The 21,115-nt window shown below is 48.0% G+C and carries 11 protein-coding genes, 2 tRNA genes, 3 rRNA genes and 1 pseudogene; 12 read left to right on the top strand and 5 right to left on the bottom strand.

The features are described from left to right. Positions 1-259: 259 nt before the first annotated feature. The 3 genes from LVJ86_RS09940 to LVJ86_RS09930 all read left to right on the top strand — a co-directional run bounded on the left by LVJ86_RS09940 (position 260) and on the right by LVJ86_RS09930 (position 4,406). Positions 260-1,171, top strand: a complete 912-nt coding sequence (locus tag LVJ86_RS09940; RefSeq protein WP_047761890.1) for an AAA family ATPase — start codon at positions 260-262, stop codon at positions 1,169-1,171. Beyond that, positions 1,155-2,099, top strand: a complete 945-nt coding sequence (locus LVJ86_RS09935) for a DUF58 domain-containing protein (RefSeq protein ID WP_047761889.1) — start codon at positions 1,155-1,157, stop codon at positions 2,097-2,099. Before LVJ86_RS09940 ends, LVJ86_RS09935 begins: the two co-directional genes overlap by 17 nt. A gap of 396 nt (positions 2,100-2,495) precedes the next feature. Next, positions 2,496-4,406, top strand: a complete 1,911-nt coding sequence (locus LVJ86_RS09930; RefSeq protein WP_235284631.1) for a transglutaminase TgpA family protein — start codon at positions 2,496-2,498, stop codon at positions 4,404-4,406. A 235-nt stretch (positions 4,407-4,641) separates the two neighbouring features. On the opposite strand, the gene LVJ86_RS09925 is transcribed toward LVJ86_RS09930, so the two are convergent. The 3 genes from LVJ86_RS09925 to LVJ86_RS09915 form a co-directional block, all read right to left on the bottom strand. Further along, complete coding sequence (locus LVJ86_RS09925) at positions 4,642-5,622, bottom strand: S49 family peptidase (RefSeq protein WP_047761887.1); 981 nt, start codon at positions 5,620-5,622, stop codon at positions 4,642-4,644. 62 nt (positions 5,623-5,684) lie between these two features. Continuing rightward, positions 5,685-6,335, bottom strand: a complete 651-nt coding sequence (locus LVJ86_RS09920) for an HAD-IA family hydrolase (RefSeq protein ID WP_047761886.1) — start codon at positions 6,333-6,335, stop codon at positions 5,685-5,687. Positions 6,336-6,510: 175 nt separating this feature from the next. Then, complete coding sequence (locus tag LVJ86_RS09915; RefSeq protein WP_047761897.1) at positions 6,511-7,494, bottom strand: RluA family pseudouridine synthase; 984 nt, start codon at positions 7,492-7,494, stop codon at positions 6,511-6,513. A gap of 289 nt (positions 7,495-7,783) precedes the next feature. Here LVJ86_RS09915 and LVJ86_RS09910 point away from each other — a divergent pair, with 289 nt between their 5' ends. After that, on the top strand, positions 7,784-7,981 hold the full coding sequence (locus tag LVJ86_RS09910; protein ID WP_047761884.1) for a hypothetical protein: 198 nt from the start codon (positions 7,784-7,786) through the stop codon (positions 7,979-7,981). Between the two features lie 54 nt (positions 7,982-8,035). Next, a complete protein-coding gene (locus tag LVJ86_RS09905) occupies positions 8,036-10,975 on the top strand; it encodes an Rne/Rng family ribonuclease (protein ID WP_047761896.1) in 2,940 nt (979 codons plus the stop codon). A gap of 360 nt (positions 10,976-11,335) precedes the next feature. Here LVJ86_RS09905 and ffh read toward each other — a convergent pair whose 3' ends face one another. Then, entirely contained in the window at positions 11,336-12,697 is a 1,362-nt protein-coding gene (gene ffh, locus LVJ86_RS09900) for a signal recognition particle protein (RefSeq protein WP_047761883.1), read from the bottom strand. 112 nt (positions 12,698-12,809) lie between these two features. Here ffh and LVJ86_RS09895 point away from each other — a divergent pair, with 112 nt between their 5' ends. From LVJ86_RS09895 to rrf, 6 genes are all read left to right on the top strand, one after another. Then, positions 12,810-13,616 (top strand): cytochrome C assembly family protein, encoded by an 807-nt coding sequence (locus LVJ86_RS09895; RefSeq protein WP_047761882.1) that lies wholly within the window; start codon positions 12,810-12,812, stop codon positions 13,614-13,616. A gap of 715 nt (positions 13,617-14,331) precedes the next feature. After that, a 16S ribosomal RNA gene (locus tag LVJ86_RS09890) occupies positions 14,332-15,872 on the top strand. 81 nt (positions 15,873-15,953) lie between these two features. Beyond that, positions 15,954-16,030: transfer RNA gene (locus LVJ86_RS09885), tRNA-Ile, on the top strand. A 64-nt stretch (positions 16,031-16,094) separates the two neighbouring features. Beyond that, a tRNA-Ala gene (locus tag LVJ86_RS09880) sits at positions 16,095-16,170 on the top strand. Positions 16,171-16,636: 466 nt separating this feature from the next. Then, positions 16,637-19,527: ribosomal RNA gene (locus LVJ86_RS09875) — 23S ribosomal RNA — on the top strand. A gap of 134 nt (positions 19,528-19,661) precedes the next feature. Further along, positions 19,662-19,774, top strand: a 5S ribosomal RNA gene (gene rrf, locus LVJ86_RS09870). The 16S, 23S and 5S rRNA genes sit together here with 2 tRNA genes alongside, the layout of an rRNA operon. Positions 19,775-19,937: 163 nt before the next feature. Here rrf and LVJ86_RS09865 read toward each other — a convergent pair. Then, positions 19,938-20,444, bottom strand: a pseudogene (locus tag LVJ86_RS09865) (thiamine ABC transporter substrate-binding protein); the annotation flags it as partial. A gap of 323 nt (positions 20,445-20,767) precedes the next feature. On the opposite strand from LVJ86_RS09865, the gene LVJ86_RS09860 reads away from it, so the two are divergent. After that, entirely contained in the window at positions 20,768-21,064 is a 297-nt protein-coding gene (locus LVJ86_RS09860) for a ComEA family DNA-binding protein (protein ID WP_047760964.1), read from the top strand. Positions 21,065-21,115 lie beyond the last annotated feature (51 nt).

Raw genomic sequence — 21,115 nt, 5'->3', positions numbered from 1 at the left:
TTTCAAACGGCGTTTTTTTATCGGTTTTTGCAGCGATTGTTGTAATCGTGATAATAATTATGTGAAAAAATAATTAAGCTGGGGGATTATGGTGAGAATGCGGGGCGTATAGATTATTATAGCGGCATGATCAGCACCGGTTGAAACCTGATTTTCAAACGGTATCTTCATGCCAGGCAAGTACTGAACGACCAAGCATTTATTTTTCAGACGGCCTCATTATTATTTCTATTAACTTTCACTTTAATTCGATAATTATATGAACCCTTCCATCCAAGAGGCTTTGCGCCAACTTGATACGCTGATTTTAGGCAAAAAAAATGTTTTACAGCAGCTTTTAACTTGTGTGTTGGCCGGAGGGCATGTTTTATTGGAGGATGTTCCGGGTGTCGGCAAAACCACCTTGGCACATGGTTTGGCTGCTGTGTTGGGTTTGGATTTTCGTCGCGTGCAGTTTACCAACGATATGCTGCCGGCCGATTTGTTGGGTGTAAATGTATACCGTCCGAACGAAGGACGTTTCGAATTCCACCCCGGACCGGTGTTCCATCGTTTCTTGTTGGCCGATGAAATCAACCGAGCATCCCCGAAACTGCAATCTGCCTTATTGGAGGCAATGGAAGAGCGGCAGGTATCGGTGGATGGTCAAACCTATCGTTTGCCCGAGCCTTTTATTGTGGTTGCTACGCAGAATCCGACGGAGCAGTTGGGAACATTTCCATTGCCCGAATCACAGCTCGACCGCTTTATGATGCGCTTGAGCATGGGCTATCCTGCTGCTGAAGCAGAGAGACAACTATATGCAGAAGGCGACCGCCGTCAAAGTTTGCCGAGTTTGCAGCCGGTATGTGATGCCGCTGTGTTGGCGCAATGGCAGCAGCAGGCGGCAGAGGTTCGTTTCGCACCGGCAGCCGCGGATTATGTTTACCGTTTGGTAGCCGCCAGCCGCCAGCCGGGGCGTTTTGTATTGGGTTTAAGCCCGCGTGCGGGATTGGCGGTGGTTCGCGCTGCCAAAGCGTGGGCATTTATGCAGGACAGGGCTCATGTGCTTCCCGATGATATCAAGGCAGTGTGGGTGCCGGTAACCAACCACCGCGTACAAACCTTACAGGCCGGCTACAATAGCGAGCAGGCTTTGACGGATATTTTGAATCATGTGGCCGTTGCCTGACCGTAGCCTGCCTGCCGTATCGGGGCGTTCTCCCGCTGTTCGCGATTTGTTATGGCGACCTACCCGTATGGGTGTCGGCTTGGCCGTAATGGTTATACTGTTGTGGTTGGTGGGCGTGAATTACCAAGTGAACCTTGCTTATGCGGCAGCCTTTTGGTTGGCCGGTTTCGCAGTGGTGGCGGTGTTGATGAATATGCGCCAGCTCTTGGGTATGAAGATTGACGTGGAAATGCCCAAAGAGGTTTTTGCCGGCGATCAGGCACACTTATTATTGACCGCCGAAGACAACCGCCGTGCCCGTTGGCTGTGGCTGTGTAATGAGGAAGAATGGCAACAGAGGCCGTCTGAAAGTGCTATTTGGCAAACTTGGCAGGTAGATGCGGCAGGGGATTGCCGTTTCGAATGGCATGTACCGGCGAGTCGGCGGGGCTACTTGTGCGTACCGTCGCTGCGTACCGCCAGTGTGGCTCCTTTCGGTTTGTGTATGGTGCAATGCGTGTGGCATTGGCCGAGTGATGCCGTGGTGTATCCCGCACCTATGCCGCATGACATTCCGGAAGCTGCGGCAAACGGTGATGACGCTGCTGCAAAAAGCAGTATGCAAGAAGGCGGCGAAGATCTGGCTTATTTGCAAGAACACCGTGAAGGCGCTTCTTTGCAGCATGTTGCCTGGAAAACTTTTGCCAAAACGGGAGAGCTGCTGGATAAACGTTTTGAGGATATTCCGCCTGCGGCAAATCAAAAGGTTTTGTCCTACCGTGATTATCCGGCGGGTACGCCGAAGGAGCGTTTGGCCGGATTATTGTGTTTTCGTGTGTTGGAGGCCGAAAGAGCAGGCTTGGCATATACGTTGGAATTACCGAACCAAACCATTGCTCCCCAAACCGCACAGCGGGAAAGGTGTTTGACGGCACTGGCTTTATGGTAGTGCGGCAATTTGTTGCGAGGCGTAAGAATGGAAAATATAAAGCTTACGCTGTTGCTGTTTTGTATCATTGGGTAGGAGAAAACGACAAATGCCGTCTGAAACTATTCAGGCGGCATTGGTATGTTTGGTTGCAGCGTTAAACAAGTATTTTTGATCGACGGGGCTTGCTGGTGTTTTGGTTACCTGAGGCCGTCTGAAAATTTGGAAAATAGTGCTTCGAGAGATGCGAAACCAAAAATTTGCTTAAAAACACCCGATGCAACGGTATCGGATAACTGTATTTTCAGACGGCCTGTTATTTTTCAGGTAAAGGCCGTCTGAAAAGGTTTGAATAATTTTCTAGTTGATATGTTGATATTAAATCCCGTTTTTTTAAAACAGGCACCCCCGCCACCTGTGCAGTTTGCATTGCTATGCACTTTGCTGTGGACTGCATTGCCTCTTGCCGGTGCTTTGCCTGTGGTGGTAACGGCTTTGTTCGGCGGCTTATGGCTTCTCCGCTTGGCCTTGTTGCGTTTGCATATCGGCCGTGTGCACGGTTTGGCTTTGGTATTAATGTTGCTGATGGTAGCCGGTTTGGTTTGGCAACAATTGGGAACGGTGTTTGGCCGTGAGGGCGGGATTGCATTTTTATTGCTGCTGGTGATGCTTAAGTCGTTTGAAAGTACGGGCAGGCGCGATTGGCAGGTGCTGGTGTTGGCGATGCTTTTTCTCAGCGGATCAAGTGTTTTGCTTAACCAAAGCCTGCTGACGGGTGTTTGGCTGTTGCTGACTTTATTACTGTTGGCGGTGTGTATGGCGTTGTTGGGTGGTTTGCCTTTCAAACAGGCAGCCAAGCGGGGCGGACAGGCGTTACTGCTGACTTTACCGTTGATGGTATTGTTGTTTGTGGCGGTGCCGAGAAGCAGCGAGCCTTTGTGGCGTATCCCGCAACAAAGTGCGCAAGCTAAAACGGGTTTGTCGGATACGATGGAACCGGGCAGTATCAGCAATCTGGTACAGAGCAATGAATGGGTGGCCAATATTACCTTTAGCGGGCAACAACCGGAAATTCAGGATATGTACTGGCGCGCCATCATCATGGCTGATTTTGACGGTATACGCTGGCATGCGGTGGACAATCGTTATGAAGATGACGCCGAAGCCGCAACAGTAGGCAGAACCACTTACCAAATGATTGTGCGTGATCAAAACGGCGTGCTGCCCGCATTGGATTATCCCGGCACATCTCTGCCGCGGGGAATAGGTGCGCGCTTGGGGCAGGTGTTGAGGGCGGAACAAAGCCGTGAAGGTTTGCGCAGGCTGACTTTGCAAGCTTCGGTAGGCGATATCTTGGTTCAACGGTTGAATGCCGCCGAACAGGCGTTTTATACCCGCCTGCCTCGCGAAGGTAACCCGCAAACACGCGCCTTGGCTCAAAAATTGCGGGATCAGTCGGTGTCACCGCGTCAATTTGTCGATCAAGTATTGCATCATTACCGCAGCAGTTCGTTTGTTTATACCCTGCAGCCGCCGAAGACCGAAGGTCGAAACGGTATTGATGAATTTATGTTTCGCACCCGTCGTGGTTTTTGTGAGCATTACGCCCAGAGTTTTGTCGTTATGATGAGGGCGGGCGGATTGCCGGCACGGGTGGTGACCGGTTATCAGGGAGGTACTTTTAATGAACAAGCCGGTTTTTGGCAGTTGCGCAGCCGTGATGCCCATGCGTGGGCCGAAGTTTGGCTGCCGGATGAACAGCGGTGGTTGAGGGTTGATCCGACAGCTGCTGTTTCGGCCGTGCGCACGCAAAGCGGTGTTGCCGAGGCATTGCCTGAAAGCGAACGTGCGCAGGTGGAGCGAAGCGGTACATGGGCAAATTGGGCGGATACGGGCCAGTATTATTGGCAGCAATGGGTGGTAAATTACGATCAAAATAAACAAAATAGTTTGTTTGCCGCCTTAGGGTTGGGCGGATTCAACTTTAAGACCCTATGGATTGTCTTGTTGCCTGGGTTGTTGTTGGCATTTTTGCCGGTTTGGTATTGGTGGAAGAACGGCAGACGGGCCGATACTGATGAGCTGGCCGAAGGTTTTATGCTGTTAAAAACAGTATTATTGGGTAGCGAAGATGAAAAATTGGCCGCTACCAGTGCGACCGAGCTGCGTCATTTGATGGCTGCGCATGATATGGCTGATGACGAAATCGACCGGTTGCTGATCCAATATGAAAACTGGCTGTATGCGGGCGTTGAGCCTCCGTCTGGTGCGGTACGCCGCCGTTGGCTGGCACAAGTGAAGAAAGCTGCCAAGCGTTACGTGCGTTAAGGAAATAGCTAGGGGCATAGCAGTGTAGTAACGGTAAACTTTTTGGCCTGTGTTACTTCGTATCATTTGATGAAGCTTACTTGGCTATTGCTTGCGCTACAGCCTGTAAATAATAATGCCGTCTGAAAAACTTTTCAGACGGCATTATTATTTTACAAATGAAGGAAGTGTAGTTGGATAAACAAAGCTTCCCGAATATTAAGGCAATTATCTTTTTAAATTTTCAGTGTATGGGTTACCACAAACGATTGATGATACTTTGGGCTTTTTCTTCCGCGGCCATGCCGATACGGCGGCCCAGCAGCATGCCTAAAGGATCTTCTTCGGTGTAATCCACCAACTCGGGTGCGCCGATAACATCGCGTGAAATGCTGTATACATTACCGAAATCATCAATCAGGCCGGCGGCTTTGGCTTCGGAGCCTGTATAAATACGACCGCTGAACATATCGGGGTATTCTTTTTCTTTCAAACGGTTGCCGCGTCCCAATTTAACGGCTTTGATGAATTCCTGATGGATATCCGTCAGCATTTGTTCCCAAATTTTGGCTTGTTCGGGCGTTTCGGGGCTGAACGGATCGCCCATGCCTTTATTGCTGCCTGCTGTTTTCAGACGGCGTTTAATGCCTAATGTGTCCATCAGGCCTGTAAAATCAAAGCCGCCTCCGATTACACCGATACTGCCGACTACACTTGAAGGGTCGGCATAAATTTTATCTGCGGCGGCAGCAATGTAGTAACAACCGGAAGCGCATACGTCTTCGGCTACTACATAAAGCGGTGTATCGGGATGCTCTTTTTTCAGACGGCGTATTTCTTCAAATGCAATATTGGAAATAACAGGGGAGCCGCCGGGGCTGTTTGCCCTAATGATGATGCCTTTAACCGAGCTGTTCGAGTATGCCGCTTGAAGGCTGTCACGCAGAGTGGCGACTTGGTCTTGGTATTCGTTGGAAATCGCGCCGCTTAAGCGGATAACTGCCGTATGATCGCCGCTTGGCGCATTGGAGCTTGCACCGCCGCGCAGGCCGACAATTAGAGAAAGAAAAACCAGGAGCCATATAACACGCCAAATGTTGCGCCATATGCGGTTGCGGCGTTGTTCTTTATAAGTTTCCAGTAGGGCTTCGCGCAACGTATTGCGCTCCCAACTTTCTGTGGCGGCCGGTTGTTGGCCGTTTTCAGGTTCGCCTTCACGGCGGATACGGTATTGCATCGTAGTATTCCAAAATCAATTAAGTGCTCTATTTTAGGCGCATCGAGGGGCTTTGAAAACCGCTATAGAGTTTGCAGTAGAGACGGCAGGCCGCCTAAATTTTCCAATATGGCCAAATGGGGTGAGGTTTGCAGTTGTTCTGACGTATGTGCTCCTGTGCTGACGGCTACGGCATAGGCACGGGCATTGGCGGCCATATCCAAATCAAAAGTAGTGTCGCCGACAACCAGAGCTTCAGTAGGTAAAACACCCAGCTCGTCACAGATTTCAAGCACCATGTCGGGCGCAGGCTTTGAAGGGCATTCGCTGGCGCAGCGCGTCGCGTACCAAAAATGTGCCGTACCGGTTTGGCTAATGGCACTGTCTAGGCCGCTTCTCCCCTTGCCTGTGGCCACTGCCAGCCAATAACCTTGCTCTTTGAGCGTATTCAAGCAAGGTAAGGCATGCTCGAAAAGGCGCATATTCTGATTGTTGGGATTGAGATAATGAGTGGTGTAAGTCCGTACCAGTGCCGTCAGTTGGGTTTTGTCAATATCGGGATGCAGTATGGATATGATGGTGCGCAAATCGTATCCGATTAGTTTGCGTATGCTTTCGGCCGGTGGCGCGGGCAAGCCGTGTTCTAGAAAGGCGGCCTGCATGGCGGCGGTAATCGGTGCGGTGGTATCGGCAAGCGTGCCGTCCCAGTCGAAGATAATGAGTTTTGGAGGCATAAGGGTTTCCTTGTCCGCGGCTTTTTGATTGGTATGGGCCTATCTAAAAAGAAGAAGGTAATTTCCTAGTAGGCGTGGAGGTATAGAAGTGTATGGTTGTGCCTTGGCGGTTTTTTAGATGCTTTGATGGTATTTGCATACGAATCTGAGGCCGTCTGAAAAATTATAGAATCTTTTAGGCTTTTTTTTCGTTTGAGAATATCAGCAAGCATTGCTCTAATTCGGGCGGTAGCGGTGCAATCAACTTTAAAGGTTCGTTGGTAAGCGGGTGATTTAAATGCAGCTCGGCGGCGTGCAGAAACATACGTTTCAGCCCGATTTTTTGCAGGCGTTTGTTGGCTTGGTAGTCGCCGTAGCGCTCATCACCGGCAATCGGGCAGTTTTGCGATTGCATGTGAACGCGGATTTGGTGGGTGCGGCCGGTTTTTAGGGTGGCTTCCACATAAGTAAGGTTTGAGAGGCCTATTTGGTGCAAGATATCGCCGTTATATCTTTGCAATACGCGGAATATAGTATGGGCAGACTGGCCTTCTTCGCTTACGCGCACCATTTTTTCGCCTTGTGCGCCGGTATATTTGAATAGTGGGAGCTTGACGTGGGTTTTATCTTGAACCAGTTTTCCGATGCCAAGGGCAAGGTAGATTTTTTTCGGATGATCGTTTCGGATGGCTTCGTGGAGCTTCACTAAGGCACTGCGCTTTTTAGCAATCATCAGCAGGCCGCTGGTATCTTTGTCCAAACGGTGTACCAATTCGAGATAGCGCGCCTCGGGGCGGGCACGCCGGAGTTGCTCGATAACTCCGAAACTGACACCGCTGCCTCCGTGTACGGCTATACCGCTGGGTTTGTTGACTACCAGCAGGGCATCATCTTCATATACGATATCAAATTCACGGGCAGGGGCGTTGTGCGACGCGACAGGCTTGATTTTTTCGGCGATACGTATAGGCGGAATGCGCAGGAGGTCGCCTGTCGAAATACGATCGGTCGGCTTGCAACGTTTTTTGTTCAGACGCACTTCTCCGGCGCGAATGATGCGTTGGATATGGCTTTTAGGAACACCTTTCAAAATTTTGATCAAAAAGTTGTCCAAACGTTGTCCGGCATCTTCTTCGGGAATGGTGAGATGGTTCACCAAGTCTTTGCTAATTGTTGGCATTTTCTCTATAATCCGATAACGGTTCGGCTGTTCAGACATGCAGTATACCAATCTAATTTTGAGGCCGTCTGAAAGTATAAAAAATCACAGCCTACCCGAGAGTTTATGCGGTAGTATTTGGCCGCAAGCTGAAAAATTGCGAATAGAAATATTTTATATTAAAAACGCACTCCACAAAGCATTTTCCTTTGTCATGCGCAAGCCAGCAGGGCAGAGTGGTAGTTAAGTTTGACCTTTTCGACGGAAGTCCGCCCGCGCATAAGACGCACGGCGCAGTTTTCGGGCAGCGATGCCGTCGAACGATGATAAAGAAGATACGGCTCAGATTTTCGGCCTGATGCGCATTTTGAAAGTACGGCATCGGCTTTCGGCATATTTTGATATGTGCCTTGTTCTTTACATTAACCTTCTTATATCCGGAATCCTGCCCCACACGCCGTTTTCAGACGGCCTGACCATTGGCGGCAAAGCAAGTGTCGAAAACTGATTACGCGCCTCGTGAGTGCTAAAAATAAAGAACGAGGTCGTTTTTATGAAACGTATGTTATTTAATGCTACGCAAGCCGAAGAGTTGCGCGTAGCTATTGTCGATGGACAAACCCTGTTGGATTTGGATATCGAAACGCTGGGAAAAGAACAGCGTAAAGGTAATATTTATAAGGGTGTGATCACCCGTATTGAGCCGTCGCTGGAAGCGTGTTTCGTTGATTACGGAACCGACCGCCACGGCTTTTTACCTTTTAAGGAAGTGTCCCGTTCGTATTTCCAAGATTACGAAGGCGGTCGTGCACGTATCCAAGATGTGCTTAAAGAAGGCATGGAGGTTATCGTGCAGGTGGAAAAAGACGAGCGCGGAAATAAAGGCGCGGCGTTGACCACCTTTATCAGCTTGGCCGGGCGTTACTTGGTTTTGATGCCGAATAATCCGAGGGGCGGCGGCGTGTCGCGCCGTATCGAAGGCGAAGAACGCCAAGAGCTCAAAAGTGCGATGGCCGAATTGGATGTGCCCCGCGGTATGAGTCTGATTGCCCGTACGGCGGGCATAGGCCGCAGTGTGGAAGAGTTGCAGTGGGATTTCAACTACCTGCTACAGCTTTGGCACGCCATCGAAGAGGCGGGTAAGGCACATCACGAACCTTACTTGCTCTTTATGGAAAGCTCTCTGGTGATCCGTGCCGTACGCGATTATTTCCGTCCCGATATCGGTGAAATTCTGATTGATAACCAAGAGGTTTATGCTCAGGTTTCCGAATTCATGAGTTATGTGATGCCGAATAATATCGGCCGTCTGAAACTTTATGAAGATCATACGCCCCTGTTTTCACGTTTTCAAATCGAACACCAAATCGAAAGTGCTTTCTCACGCAGTGTCAGTCTGCCGTCAGGCGGTGCCATTGTCATTGACCATACCGAAGCGCTGGTGTCGGTAGATGTCAACTCCGCCCGCGCAACCCGTGGTGCTGATATCGAAGATACTGCTTTTAAAACCAATATGGAAGCAGCCGAAGAAGTAGCGCGCCAAATGCGTTTGCGCGACTTAGGCGGTTTGGTAGTTATTGATTTTATTGATATGGAAAACCCTAAGCATCAACGCGATGTGGAAAATACCCTGCGTGATGCTCTGAAAAAAGACCGTGCCCGTGTGCAAATGGGTAAGCTTTCCCGCTTTGGCTTGTTGGAGCTTAGCCGTCAGCGCCTGAAGCCGGCTTTGGGAGAGAGCAGTCATGTTGCCTGTCCACGTTGTGCCGGCACCGGTGTGATCCGTGGCATCGAGTCAACGGCATTGCATGTATTGCGCATCATTCAAGAAGAAGCGATGAAAGACAATACCGCTGAGGTACATGCACAAGTACCGGTGGATGTGGCAACCTTTTTGTTGAATGAGAAACGGGCCGAGCTGTTCGGATTAGAAGAGCGTTTGGACGTATCGGTTTTCCTGATTCCGAATATTCATTTGGAGAATCCGCATTATGACGTTAGTCGCGTGCGTAATGATGATGTGGATGAAAATGCGGCACCTAGCTACCAGCGTGTGGCCGAGCCTGAAAAACAAGATAATCTGCCTTTTAATGGCGATAAAGTCAAAGCGGCACGCCCTGAGCCGGCTGTTAAGGGGGTGAAGCATACCCAGCCTGCTCCCACAGTAAGCGAGACTTCAACCGGCGGTTCATGGTGGGATAGTATTAAGGCTTGGTTTGGCCGTGTATTTGGCAATTCGGAAGAAACTAAAGCGGAGCCTGAAAAACAAGCGGCTAATCCCCGTCCAAGCCAACGGCAGACGAATGGTAAAAGCCGTCGACAGCAGAATCGCCGCCATAATCCCCGCCGAAACAACGGTAATCAAAGTCGACGTAATGAGTACGATACCGATAAGGAAAAAGCGGAGGTTGTAGAAGCAGCCGATACTCGCGGTAACCAGCGTGGCCGACGTGATCAGCAAAGTGAAAACAATACTGGTCGTGACCGTAACAACGGAGCGTCAAACGGTAACGCAGAGGAGCGACGCGGAAAGAATTCAGTAGCAGTAGAAGACACCGGTGCTAATGAATCGGTTAATACTAATAACCGCCGCCGCAATAACCGTAATGAGCCGCGTCGTCAGGAAGAAATTGTTGCTCCGGTAGCCGCATTAGAGGTAAATGAGAAAGTAGCATCTGTTGCGGCAAGTACCGCTGATGTGCAAGAACAAGAACCTGTAGTGGTGAATTTGAGCGGTGATGCCGACGGTAAGAATAGTGCGCATAAGCGTAACCGTAATACGGAGCGCAACGAGCGTAACAACCGTAATCAAAGAGACCGTCGCAATAACAGTAAAAAACGTAATATCCCTTCGGCTGCCAAAATCGAGCAATACTTGATGATTGAGGAGGTGGGGGATAAAGTGCGAAATGCTGTTGCCCACGTGTTAGGCGGTGCGGCAGAAGAGCCTGTTGCCGTGCCTGTTGCCGTGCCTGTTCCGATGGCTGTTGATGTGGTTGTTCCGCAAGCAGATACACCTATTGATAAGCCGGTAACCATTGTTTTGCCAGCAGTATCGGATGAAGCTGATAATGTGGCCGTTGGGTTGTTTGCAATTGAGGATGATATTTCTGTAGAAACGGAAGAAAACATTCCAGAAGAAACCATAGTCAATGAAGCAGCGGCGAAAGTACAAAAAGCTGTAGCTCAATTGATAGGTATTGAAGCCGAAGATGACAAGAAACCATCTGAAGAGTTGATGAAAGAGCAATTTACGCAAGAATCTTCAAGCAGTGCTTTAACAAATTCAGCGTCGAGTAGTGTCGTGCAAGAGTCTGATTTGGGTGGTTTGATTTTGGTGCAAACCAGTATTGAAGCTTTGGAAGCAGCTAAACAGATGCCGGCTTTAGAATTACCTAAAGGCTTGCGCCGTTCGGATCTGCCAAAAACAATTGAAACGATTCATGAGGAGCAATCTTTAATTCAGGTTGAAACAAATAAACCTGGTTTGCTGATTGAGTAGATTGTTAGTGAATATTGTTAGTTTTAGGTAATTCTCGGAATATGCCGTCTGAAAATCATGGTTCAGACGGCATATTTTTGAATATATAAATAGCAGAGGCAGTTATTTTTAATAGCCGTTTTAGTATGAGTTAAGTGTGGCTGAATATAAAATGATTAAATTTTGGTTCAGCTTGGCAAAAAGTTTATTGCACTGACTTATTTGTGAAAAGTAAGATTATTTTCTAAATTAAGTGGTGCACGGTTTCCCTTATTCCCTAAATCGTGATTCCATAGGAATATGTATGGAAAAGCGGTTGTTATAAAATTAGGCCTTGATCCGTATTAATTATGATCAAGGCCTAAATGGTAAGATAGGAATTTATAAACCGGGGAAGCGGCCTTTCATTCCTTTGGCAAGATTCATAAGTTTGCTCATGCCTTTGCCACTAAACATTTTCATCATCTGCTGAGACTGCTCAAATTGTTTCAGCATTTTATTTACTTCTTGCACGCTGGTTCCTGAACCGGCGGCGATACGGCGTTTTCTGCTGGCCTTAATAATTGAGGGATTGGCCCGCTCTTTGGCTGTCATAGAGTTGATAATCGCTTCTACATGGCTCATGGCCTTTTCTGCCGTGCCTTCTGGAATCTGCTTGGAAAGCTGCCCTATCTCTCCGGGCATTTTAGACATGATGCTTTCCAGGCCGCCCATATTGCGCATCTGTTGAATTTGCTCTTTGAAGTCATTTAAGTCGAAGCCTTTGCCTTTATGCAGCTTTTTAGCCATTTTGGCAGCGACTTCCTCATCAATTCCTTTTTGTACGTCTTCAATCAGCGTTAATACATCGCCCATACCTAAAATACGGCTGGCAATACGATCCGGGTGGAAGGGTTCCAAACCGGTAACTTTTTCGCCCGTACCGATAAATTTAATCGGTTTGCCAGTAGTTTGGCGGACAGACAGAGCCGCACCGCCGCGTGAATCACCATCCATTTTGGTTAGGATTACGCCCGTTAACGGTAAGGCCTCATTGAAAGCTTTTGCTGTGTTTACGGCATCCTGCCCAAGCATGGCGTCTACGACAAATAAAGTTTCGACCGGGTTGACGGCTGCATGTAGTGCTTTAATCTCGGCCATCATTTCTTCATCAATAGCTAAGCGACCGGCTGTATCGACCATAAGAACATCATAGAAATGTTTCTTTGCATAATCGACTGCTGCACGGGCAATCTCTACTGGTTTTTGTTCTGTGCTGGAGGGGAAGAAGTCAACGCCTACTTGGTTTGCGAGGAGTTTTAGCTGCTCGATTGCAGCAGGGCGGTAAACGTCGGCGGAGACCACAAGGATTTTTTTCTTGTGGTCATTTTTCAATAGGCGGGAGAGTTTGCCTACCGTAGTTGTCTTACCCGCCCCCTGCAGGCCTGCCATTAACACGACGGCAGGTGGCGAAACGGCTAAATTCAGGCTGTGGTTTTCCTTACCCATCAACTCGACCAGCGCTTCATTTACGACTCCGATAAATGCTTGGTCAGGCGTGAGGCTATCGGCGATTTCATGGCCGAGGGCTTTTTCTTTTACACTGTTTACAAAATCTTTAACTATAGGTAGGGCAACATCAGCTTCTAATAATGCCAAACGTACCTCACGCAATGCTTCTTTGATATTATCTTCTGTGAGTTTTGATTGTCCGCGAATGTTTTTAAATACATTACTAAAGCGGCTTGTTAAATTATCTAACATGTACTTCCTTACTTATTGAGAATGGCCGCCACGAGTTTGGCGTTATTTGATAAAATTACCGTATTTTACACCACGAGTGCGCTTCTGAATATGCGCGCGTAGAAAGTTTGTCATGCCTATTATATTGATTTGTCTGATACTGGTGTATGCCGGATTGGCCGTTTTTGCATGGCTTCAATATAAAAAAGAAGGTGTTCGGCAACACTATCCTTTAAAAACCGAGCTTGCTATATTGGCCCCTATTTTGCTTGTACACGGAGCAGTATTGGTATTGCCGGTATTGAGAGATCAAGTTTTGGTCATGGGGTTTGGTTATGCCGTCAGTCTTATTGTCTGGTTGATGTTGACGATGTATTGGGCAGGTAGTTTTTTTTACCGCTTAAAGGGGTTGCAGCTTCTTTTATATCCTTGCGCCGCTTTTTCATTATTGATAGCAGTCATTTTCCCTGGCCATTACGTGGGCTATAAAATTAGTAATTGGCCTTTTATACTGCATGTTAGCGGGTCATTGCTTGCATATGGTTTGTTTGGAATTGTTACGTTATTGGCCGTGTTGATTTTATTGTTAAACAGAAATCTGCACAAACACCGCTTCTCCCCCTTTACCAAATTTCTGCCTCCTTTGCTAAGTCTGGAAAAACTTATGTTTCAAGGAATGGCGGTTGGCTTTTTACTGCTAACATTTTCCGTTATTAGTGGCACATTTTTTGCTGAGGTTGTATTTGGCAAACCTGTAGAATTATCACATAAAACTGTCTTCGGTATATTATCTTGGTTGATTTATGGCGGACTTCTGCTAAAAAGAAATATGACTTCTTGGAGAGGTAAACAGGCGGCATTGTGGACAATTGCAGGTTTTGTTAGTTTGATGCTGGCATATGTCGGTTCCAAATTTGTGCTTGAAGTCATTTTGCCATAACATAATAAATATTATTTAGCTGTGTTGTAGTACTTTGTATATCAAAATAAATGCCGTCTGAAGAATTTCAGACGGCATTTATTTTAGGTGGACGGTTATCTAAATTAGCTGATATTAAATAATTAAAATTGTTTGGCAGCTATTTCCGCCGCCAAAGAGCTACTCCGCCAAAAAAAACAAACAAGCCAATACCAGAGAAGAGCTTAAATCCTTATTCATGGAAGAGGAAGAGAGGGTAACTGTAGTGTTTTTGCTAGGGGGCTGAAGGTGAATGGGTAGCGGTGCGGGTGAGTTTGGGTGTCGAAGAGGTATGAAGTTTCCGATGGGCGGCATCCTCTGTTTTGTCTATTTTTAGTTATAAAAAATTCTGTTGTAAAACAGATGGGTGCAATTTTTTCTGGGGGATTTTTTGTTTTGGGGGTTGACGGATTTTGTTTGGGTTGTGTATAGTTCGGTTCTTCGCTGCTGAGGCGGTGAATAAAACTGACTGTAGATTGTACCACGGTTGGGATTTTGAGTAAACGGATTGGTTGCTTTTAGTCTTGACAGATAAAATTTTGGTGGTTTATAATTTCGGTCTTGCTCTTTAACAAACAGATTACCGATAAGTGTGAGTGCCTTGGGCCTCACACTGCGACAAAAACAGACAAGATGTAGATTATCTACGCTTTGTCAGTTTCTTTGAAGCAGACCAGAAGTTAAAAAGTTAGAGATTGAACATAAGAGTTTGATCCTGGCTCAGATTGAACGCTGGCGGCATGCTTTACACATGCAAGTCGAACGGCAGCACGAAAGAGCTTGCTCTTTTGGTGGCGAGTGGCGAACGGGTGAGTAATACATTGGAACGTACCGAGTAATGGGGGATAACTGTCCGAAAGGATGGCTAATACCGCATACGCTCTGAGGAGGAAAGCGGGGGACCTTCGGGCCTCGCGTTATTCGAGCGGCCAATGTCTGATTAGCTAGTTGGTGGGGTAAAGGCCTACCAAGGCGACGATCAGTAGTGGGTCTGAGAGGATGATCCGCCACACTGGGACTGAGACACGGCCCAGACTCCTACGGGAGGCAGCAGTGGGGAATTTTGGACAATGGGCGAAAGCCTGATCCAGCCATGCCGCGTGTCTGAAGAAGGCCTTCGGGTTGTAAAGGACTTTTGTCAGGGAAGAAAGGGTTTGGGTTAATACCCTGAGCTTATGACGGTACCTGAAGAATAAGCACCGGCTAACTACGTGCCAGCAGCCGCGGTAATACGTAGGGTGCGAGCGTTAATCGGAATTACTGGGCGTAAAGCGAGCGCAGACGGTTACTTAAGCAAGATGTGAAAGCCCCGGGCTCAACCTGGGAACTGCGTTTTGAACTGGGTGACTAGAGTGTGTCAGAGGGGGGTAGAATTCCACGTGTAGCAGTGAAATGCGTAGAGATGTGGAGGAATACCGATGGCGAAGGCAGCCCCCTGGGATAACACTGACGTTCATGCTCGAAAGCGTGGGTAGCAAACAGGATTAGATACCCTGGTAGTCCACGCCCTAAACGATGTCAATTAGCTGTTGGGGTACTTGATACCTTAGTAGCGTAGCTAACGCGTGAAATTGACCGCCTGGGGAGTACGGTCGCAAGATTAAAACTCAAAGGAATTGACGGGGACCCGCACAAGCGGTGGATGATGTGGATTAATTCGATGCAACGCGAAGAACCTTACCTGGTCTTGACATGTACGGAACCCTCCAGAGACGGAGGGGTGCCTTCGGGAACCGTAACACAGGTGCTGCATGGCTGTCGTCAGCTCGTGTCGTGAGATGTTGGGTTAAGTCCCGCAACGAGCGCAACCCTTGTCATTAGTTGCCATCATTTAGTTGGGCACTCTAATGAGACTGCCGGTGACAAGCCGGAGGAAGGTGGGGATGACGTCAAGTCCTCATGGCCCTTATGACCAGGGCTTCACACGTCATACAATGGTCGGTACAGAGGGTAGCCAAGCCGCGAGGCGGAGCCAATCCCAGAAAACCGATCGTAGTCCGGATTGCACTCTGCAACTCGAGTGCATGAAGTCGGAATCGCTAGTAATCGCAGGTCAGCATACTGCGGTGAATACGTTCCCGGGTCTTGTACACACCGCCCGTCACACCATGGGAGTGGGGGATACCAGAATTGGGTAGGGTAACCTTCGGGAGCCCGCTTAACACGGTATGCTTCATGACTGGGGTGAAGTCGTAACAAGGTAGCCGTAGGGGAACCTGCGGCTGGATCACCTCCTTTCTAGAGAAGAAGAGGTTTAAGGCATTCACACTTATCGGTAAGCTGTGGAATTAGAGATGCAAAGGAAGTAAACAAGGCCTTGGGTTTGTAGCTCAGCTGGTTAGAGCACACGCTTGATAAGCGTGGGGTCGGAGGTTCAAGTCCTCCCAGACCCACCAAACGCATGAAGCAGAAGAGTCCGGTAGCGGATTTGGAAAGCGAAGGGCCAGGATACCCGATACTGGGGGCATAGCTCAGTTGGTAGAGCACCTGCTTTGCAAGCAGGGGGTCATCGGTTCGATCCCGTTTGCCTCCACCATACTTTGCAAATCAAAGCGAAAGAAAGTTGAAGTGAAGAAGCGCGAAAAAGCTTCTTTTTAGTTGACTTTCAGAAGTTGGCTGTTATAATGGCCAGCTCATTTTGATTTGCGAAGTAAGCCAGCGGCTGGCATATGTTGTATTGCATATGTAAGAAGTTGCTTGGAAAGCGCATCGATCTTTAACAAATTGGAAAGCCGAAATCAACAAACAAAGACAATGTTGGTCGGATTGGGAAAGAAGCGGTTGCAACTGCTTTTTTTCAAACTTTAAAGAAAAGCCTTGCTGAGTATTTAATAAGCAATTCGATCACAGTATTTGGGTGATGATTGTATCAACCGGTCCTGAAAAACAAAAGGCAGGATCGGTACACAACAAGCAGTAAGCTTTATCAAAGTAAGTGCCTTAAGCCGGATTGCCTAGTCAACGGGATGAAGGCGAAGTCAAAAAGGTTCTTGAAATGATAGAGTCAAGTGAATAAGTGCATCAGGTGGATGCCTTGGCGATGATAGGCGACGAAGGACGTGTAAGCCTGCGAAAAGCGTGGGGGAGCTGGCAATAAAGCTATGATCCCGCGATGTCCGAATGGGGAAACCCACTCAGCTTGCTGAGTATCCTTATCTGAATACATAGGATAAGCGAAGCGAACCCGGAGAACTGAACCATCTAAGTACCCGGAGGAAAAGAAATCAACCGAGATTCCGTAAGTAGTGGCGAGCGAACGCGGAGGAGCCTGTATATGATAATTGTTGCGATAGAAGAACAAGCTGGGAAGCTTGGCCATAGTGGGTGATAGCCCCGTATTCGAAATTGCAATGATGGTACTAGGTATACGACAAGTAGGGCGGGACACGTGAAATCCTGTCTGAATATGGGGGGACCATCCTCCAAGGCTAAATACTCATCATCGACCGATAGTGAACCAGTACCGTGAGGGAAAGGCGAAAAGAACCCCGGGAGGGGAGTGAAATAGAACCTGAAACCTGATGCATACAAACAGTGGGAGCGGACTTGTTCCGTGACTGCGTACCTTTTGTATAATGGGTCAACGACTTACATTCAGTAGCGAGCTTAACCGGATAGGGGAGGCGTAGGGAAACCGAGTCTTAATAGGGCGATGAGTTGCTGGGTGTAGACCCGAAACCGAGTGATCTATCCATGGCCAGGATGAAGGTGCCGTAACAGGTACTGGAGGTCCGAACCCACGCATGTTGCAAAATGCGGGGATGAGCTGTGGATAGGGGTGAAAGGCTAAACAAACTCGGAGATAGCTGGTTCTCCCCGAAAACTATTTAGGTAGTGCCTCGAGTAAGAGACTGATGGGGGTAAAGCACTGTTATGGCTAGGGGGTTATTGCAACTTACCAACCCATGGCAAACTAAGAATACCATCAAGTTGTTCCTCGGGAGACAGACAGCGGGTGCTAACGTCCGTTGTCAAAAGGGAAACAACCCAGACCGCCAGCTAAGGTCCCAAATGATAGATTAAGTGGTAAACGAAGTGGGAAGGCCCAGACAGCCAGGATGTTGGCTTAGAAGCAGCCATCATTTAAAGAAAGCGTAATAGCTCACTGGTCGAGTCGTCCTGCGCGGAAGATGTAACGGGGCTCAAATCTATAACCGAAGCTGCGGATGCTAATTTATTAGCATGGTAGGGGAGCGTTCTGTAGGCCGAAGAAGGTAACTTGAGAAGGTTGCTGGAGGTATCAGAAGTGCGAATGTTGACATGAGTAGCGATAAAGCGGGTGAAAAGCCCGCTCGCCGAAAACCCAAGGTTTCCTACGCAACGTTCATCGGCGTAGGGTGAGTCGGCCCCTAAGGCGAGGCAGAAATGCGTAGTCGATGGGAAACGGGTTAATATTCCCGTACTTTGATTTAGTGCGATGTGGGGACGGAGAAGGTTATGTCAGCGGCCTGTTGGAATAGGTCGTTCAAGCCGGTAGGTGGAAAGTTTAGGCAAATCCGGACTTTCATAACACCGAGAAGTGATAACGAGACTCTACGGAGTTGAAGTGACAGATACCACGCTTCCAGGAAAAGCCACTAAGCTTCAGCTAAATCAGAACCGTACCGCAAACCGACACAGGTGGGTAGGATGAGAATTCTAAGGCGCTTGAGAGAACTCAGGAGAAGGAACTCGGCAAATTGATACCGTAACTTCGGGAGAAGGTATGCCCTCTAATGTGAAGCACTTGCTGCGTAAGCATCGGAGGGTCGCAGAGAATAGGTGGCTGCGACTGTTTATTAAAAACACAGCACTCTGCTAACACGAAAGTGGACGTATAGGGTGTGACGCCTGCCCGGTGCTGGAAGGTTAATTGAAGATGTGCAAGCATCGGATCGAAGCCCCAGTAAACGGCGGCCGTAACTATAACGGTCCTAAGGTAGCGAAATTCCTTGTCGGGTAAGTTCCGACCCGCACGAATGGCGTAACGATGGCCACACTGTCTCCTCCTGAGACTCAGCGAAGTTGAAATGGTTGTGAAGATGCAATCTCCCCGCTGCTAGACGGAAAGACCCCGTGAACCTTTACTGTAGCTTTGCATTGGACTTTGAAGGCACTTGTGTAGGATAGGTGGGAGGCTTTGAAGCAGAGACGCCAGTTTCTGTGGAGCCGTCCTTGAAATACCACCCTGGTGTCTTTGAGGTTCTAACCCAGACCCGTTATCCGGGTCGGGGACCGTGCATGGTAGGCAGTTTGACTGGGGCGGTCTCCTCCCAAAGAGTAACGGAGGAGTTCGAAGGTTACCTAGGTCCGGTCGGAAATCGGACTGATAGTGCAATGGCAAAAGGTAGCTTAACTGCGAGACCGACAAGTCGAGCAGGTGCGAAAGCAGGACATAGTGATCCGGTGGTTCTGTATGGAAGGGCCATCGCTCAACGGATAAAAGGTACTCCGGGGATAACAGGCTGATTCCGCCCAAGAGTTCATATCGACGGCGGAGTTTGGCACCTCGATGTCGGCTCATCACATCCTGGGGCTGTAGTCGGTCCCAAGGGTATGGCTGTTCGCCATTTAAAGTGGTACGTGAGCTGGGTTTAAAACGTCGTGAGACAGTTTGGTCCCTATCTGCAGTGGGCGTTGGAAGTTTGACGGGGGCTGCTCCTAGTACGAGAGGACCGGAGTGGACGAACCTCTGGTGTACCGGTTGTCACGCCAGTGGCATAGCCGGGTAGCTAAGTTCGGAAGAGATAAACGCTGAAAGCATCTAAGCGTGAAACTCGCCTGAAGATGAGACTTCCCTGGTGGTTTAACCACCCTAAAGAGTCGTTCGAGACCAGGACGTTGATAGGTCGGGTGTGGAAGTGCAGCAATGCATGGAGCTAACCGATACTAATTGCTCGTGAGGCTTGACTCTATCATTTGAAGGGCTTTGCCCGAAATGAAAAAGCTTATGTAAGTCTTGATTATAAAGATACCATCACCGTTGATTAAATAATAAATAAGTGGAATAAACCTTCCATAACGGCTTTATCAATTTGACAGTTTAAGTCTGGCGGCCATAGCGAGTTGGTCCCACGCCTTCCCATCCCGAACAGGACCGTGAAACGACTCAGCGCCGATGATAGTGTGGATTCCCATGTGAAAGTAGGTCACTGCCAGACACCCATTCCTAAAAGCCCCGGTAAAGCCGGGGCTTTTAATTTGCTTCTTGAAAAGCAAACTAACAAGTAAACAAACTAAAAAATACTGATTTCTAAAAACAGCCGTACAATCTATGGGGATTGTACGGCTGTTTGGCTTTGCTTCGGTCCTGCATACTTAGCTTTAGCGCAAAACCGTGCGTATCCAGCGGTTGACCCACTGCTGTTGTTTGCGGGTGATGGTGCTGTAACCGGGCGTACTGTGCTCCGGCGGCGGCTCTGCAAAGCTAAAGGCGAGAGGAAGGCGGGTGCCTTTGATGGCTGGGTAGACCCACATTTCGGCGGGTAGCGCCTGTTGCGCCTCGGGGTCCTGTAGAAAGGCCACCAGCTTGCCGGCCAGTGCCGGTTGGGCCGCTCCTCTTAATACCGCCGCGCCTTCTACCTGACGGTAAACGCCTCCTTTGAGTAGCAGGTTCCCTGTCGGCGGAACCCTGTATCGGCCCTTGCTGAAGAAAACCTCCGCCGCAGGACTGGTGGTGTAGCTGACTATCAATGGACGACTACCACCGTTTTGGGTAAATTCAGTGTAGTAGGCATCGCTCCAGCTTTTGGTTATTTTTACGCCATTCTTACGCATATTTCCCCACCAAGAAAATGCCTTTTGTTCTCCCATATACCCGATATTAGCCATTTGACGGTAAACGCATTTACATATTGTATTTACAATACTATTTACTGATAGCCTATATCAAATTAATAAATAACAATAGCATTGAGTATAAATTGATCTTTAAATATAAAAAATTATATAAATAATTGTATTTAGATATAGATTTTATTATATAAATAAAATTTTTTTATTAGAAAAAGCCATTTTATGTCAGATTAAATATGTATTTAAAATAATAATTTAGGATATTTGCATAAAAAGTAATTGAAGTTATTGTTATAATTTGTTATTATTGGCTTGCTACTTATGAGTAGTAAGCTAAACATCATTACGGAGAATATAATATGAAAAAAATCATTTTTGTGGTATTGTCATTTTTTAATATAGGATGGGCAATGGCCGCGGTAAATATTAATAGTGCAACAGCAGAAGAATTAAAGGCCTTACCAGGTATAGGTGCGGCAAAAGCAGCAGCGATTGTTGAATATCGTCAACAAAATGGAAACTTCAAAACAGTAGATGACTTGAAGAATGTGAAGGGGATCGGCGATAGTATCGTAAATCGCTTGCGGGATGAGGCAACAGTTGGGGCTGCTACTTCTGCAGGGAAAAAGGCTGTACCTGCTATTAAAAATAAATAGGTTGGTTAAAATTTTGCTGTCAAATATACTTTTATGCCATATGATTTATCA

The sequence above is a fragment of the Neisseria arctica genome, assembly GCF_022870905.1.
GTDB lineage: Bacteria > Pseudomonadota > Gammaproteobacteria > Burkholderiales > Neisseriaceae > Neisseria > Neisseria arctica.
The sequence above is the reverse complement of the archived record's forward strand: the minus strand, read 5'-3'. Positions and strand labels throughout refer to the sequence as shown.

Excerpts from the sequence above, each read along its gene's own strand:
- LVJ86_RS09940 (WP_047761890.1), top strand. The coding sequence starts at position 260 with ATGAACCCTTCCATCCAAGAGGCTTTGCGCCAACTTGATACGCTGATT.
- LVJ86_RS09935 (WP_047761889.1), top strand. The coding sequence starts at position 1,155 with ATGTGGCCGTTGCCTGACCGTAGCCTGCCTGCCGTATCGGGGCGTTCT.
- LVJ86_RS09925 (WP_047761887.1), bottom strand. The coding sequence starts at position 5,622 with ATGCAATACCGTATCCGCCGTGAAGGCGAACCTGAAAACGGCCAACAA.
- LVJ86_RS09920 (WP_047761886.1), bottom strand. The coding sequence starts at position 6,335 with ATGCCTCCAAAACTCATTATCTTCGACTGGGACGGCACGCTTGCCGAT.
- LVJ86_RS09915 (WP_047761897.1), bottom strand. The coding sequence starts at position 7,494 with ATGCCAACAATTAGCAAAGACTTGGTGAACCATCTCACCATTCCCGAA.
- LVJ86_RS09910 (WP_047761884.1), top strand. The coding sequence starts at position 7,784 with ATGCCGTCGAACGATGATAAAGAAGATACGGCTCAGATTTTCGGCCTG.
- LVJ86_RS09905 (WP_047761896.1), top strand. The coding sequence starts at position 8,036 with ATGTTATTTAATGCTACGCAAGCCGAAGAGTTGCGCGTAGCTATTGTC.
- ffh (WP_047761883.1), bottom strand. The coding sequence starts at position 12,697 with ATGTTAGATAATTTAACAAGCCGCTTTAGTAATGTATTTAAAAACATT.
- LVJ86_RS09895 (WP_047761882.1), top strand. The coding sequence starts at position 12,810 with ATGCCTATTATATTGATTTGTCTGATACTGGTGTATGCCGGATTGGCC.
- LVJ86_RS09860 (WP_047760964.1), top strand. The coding sequence starts at position 20,768 with ATGAAAAAAATCATTTTTGTGGTATTGTCATTTTTTAATATAGGATGG.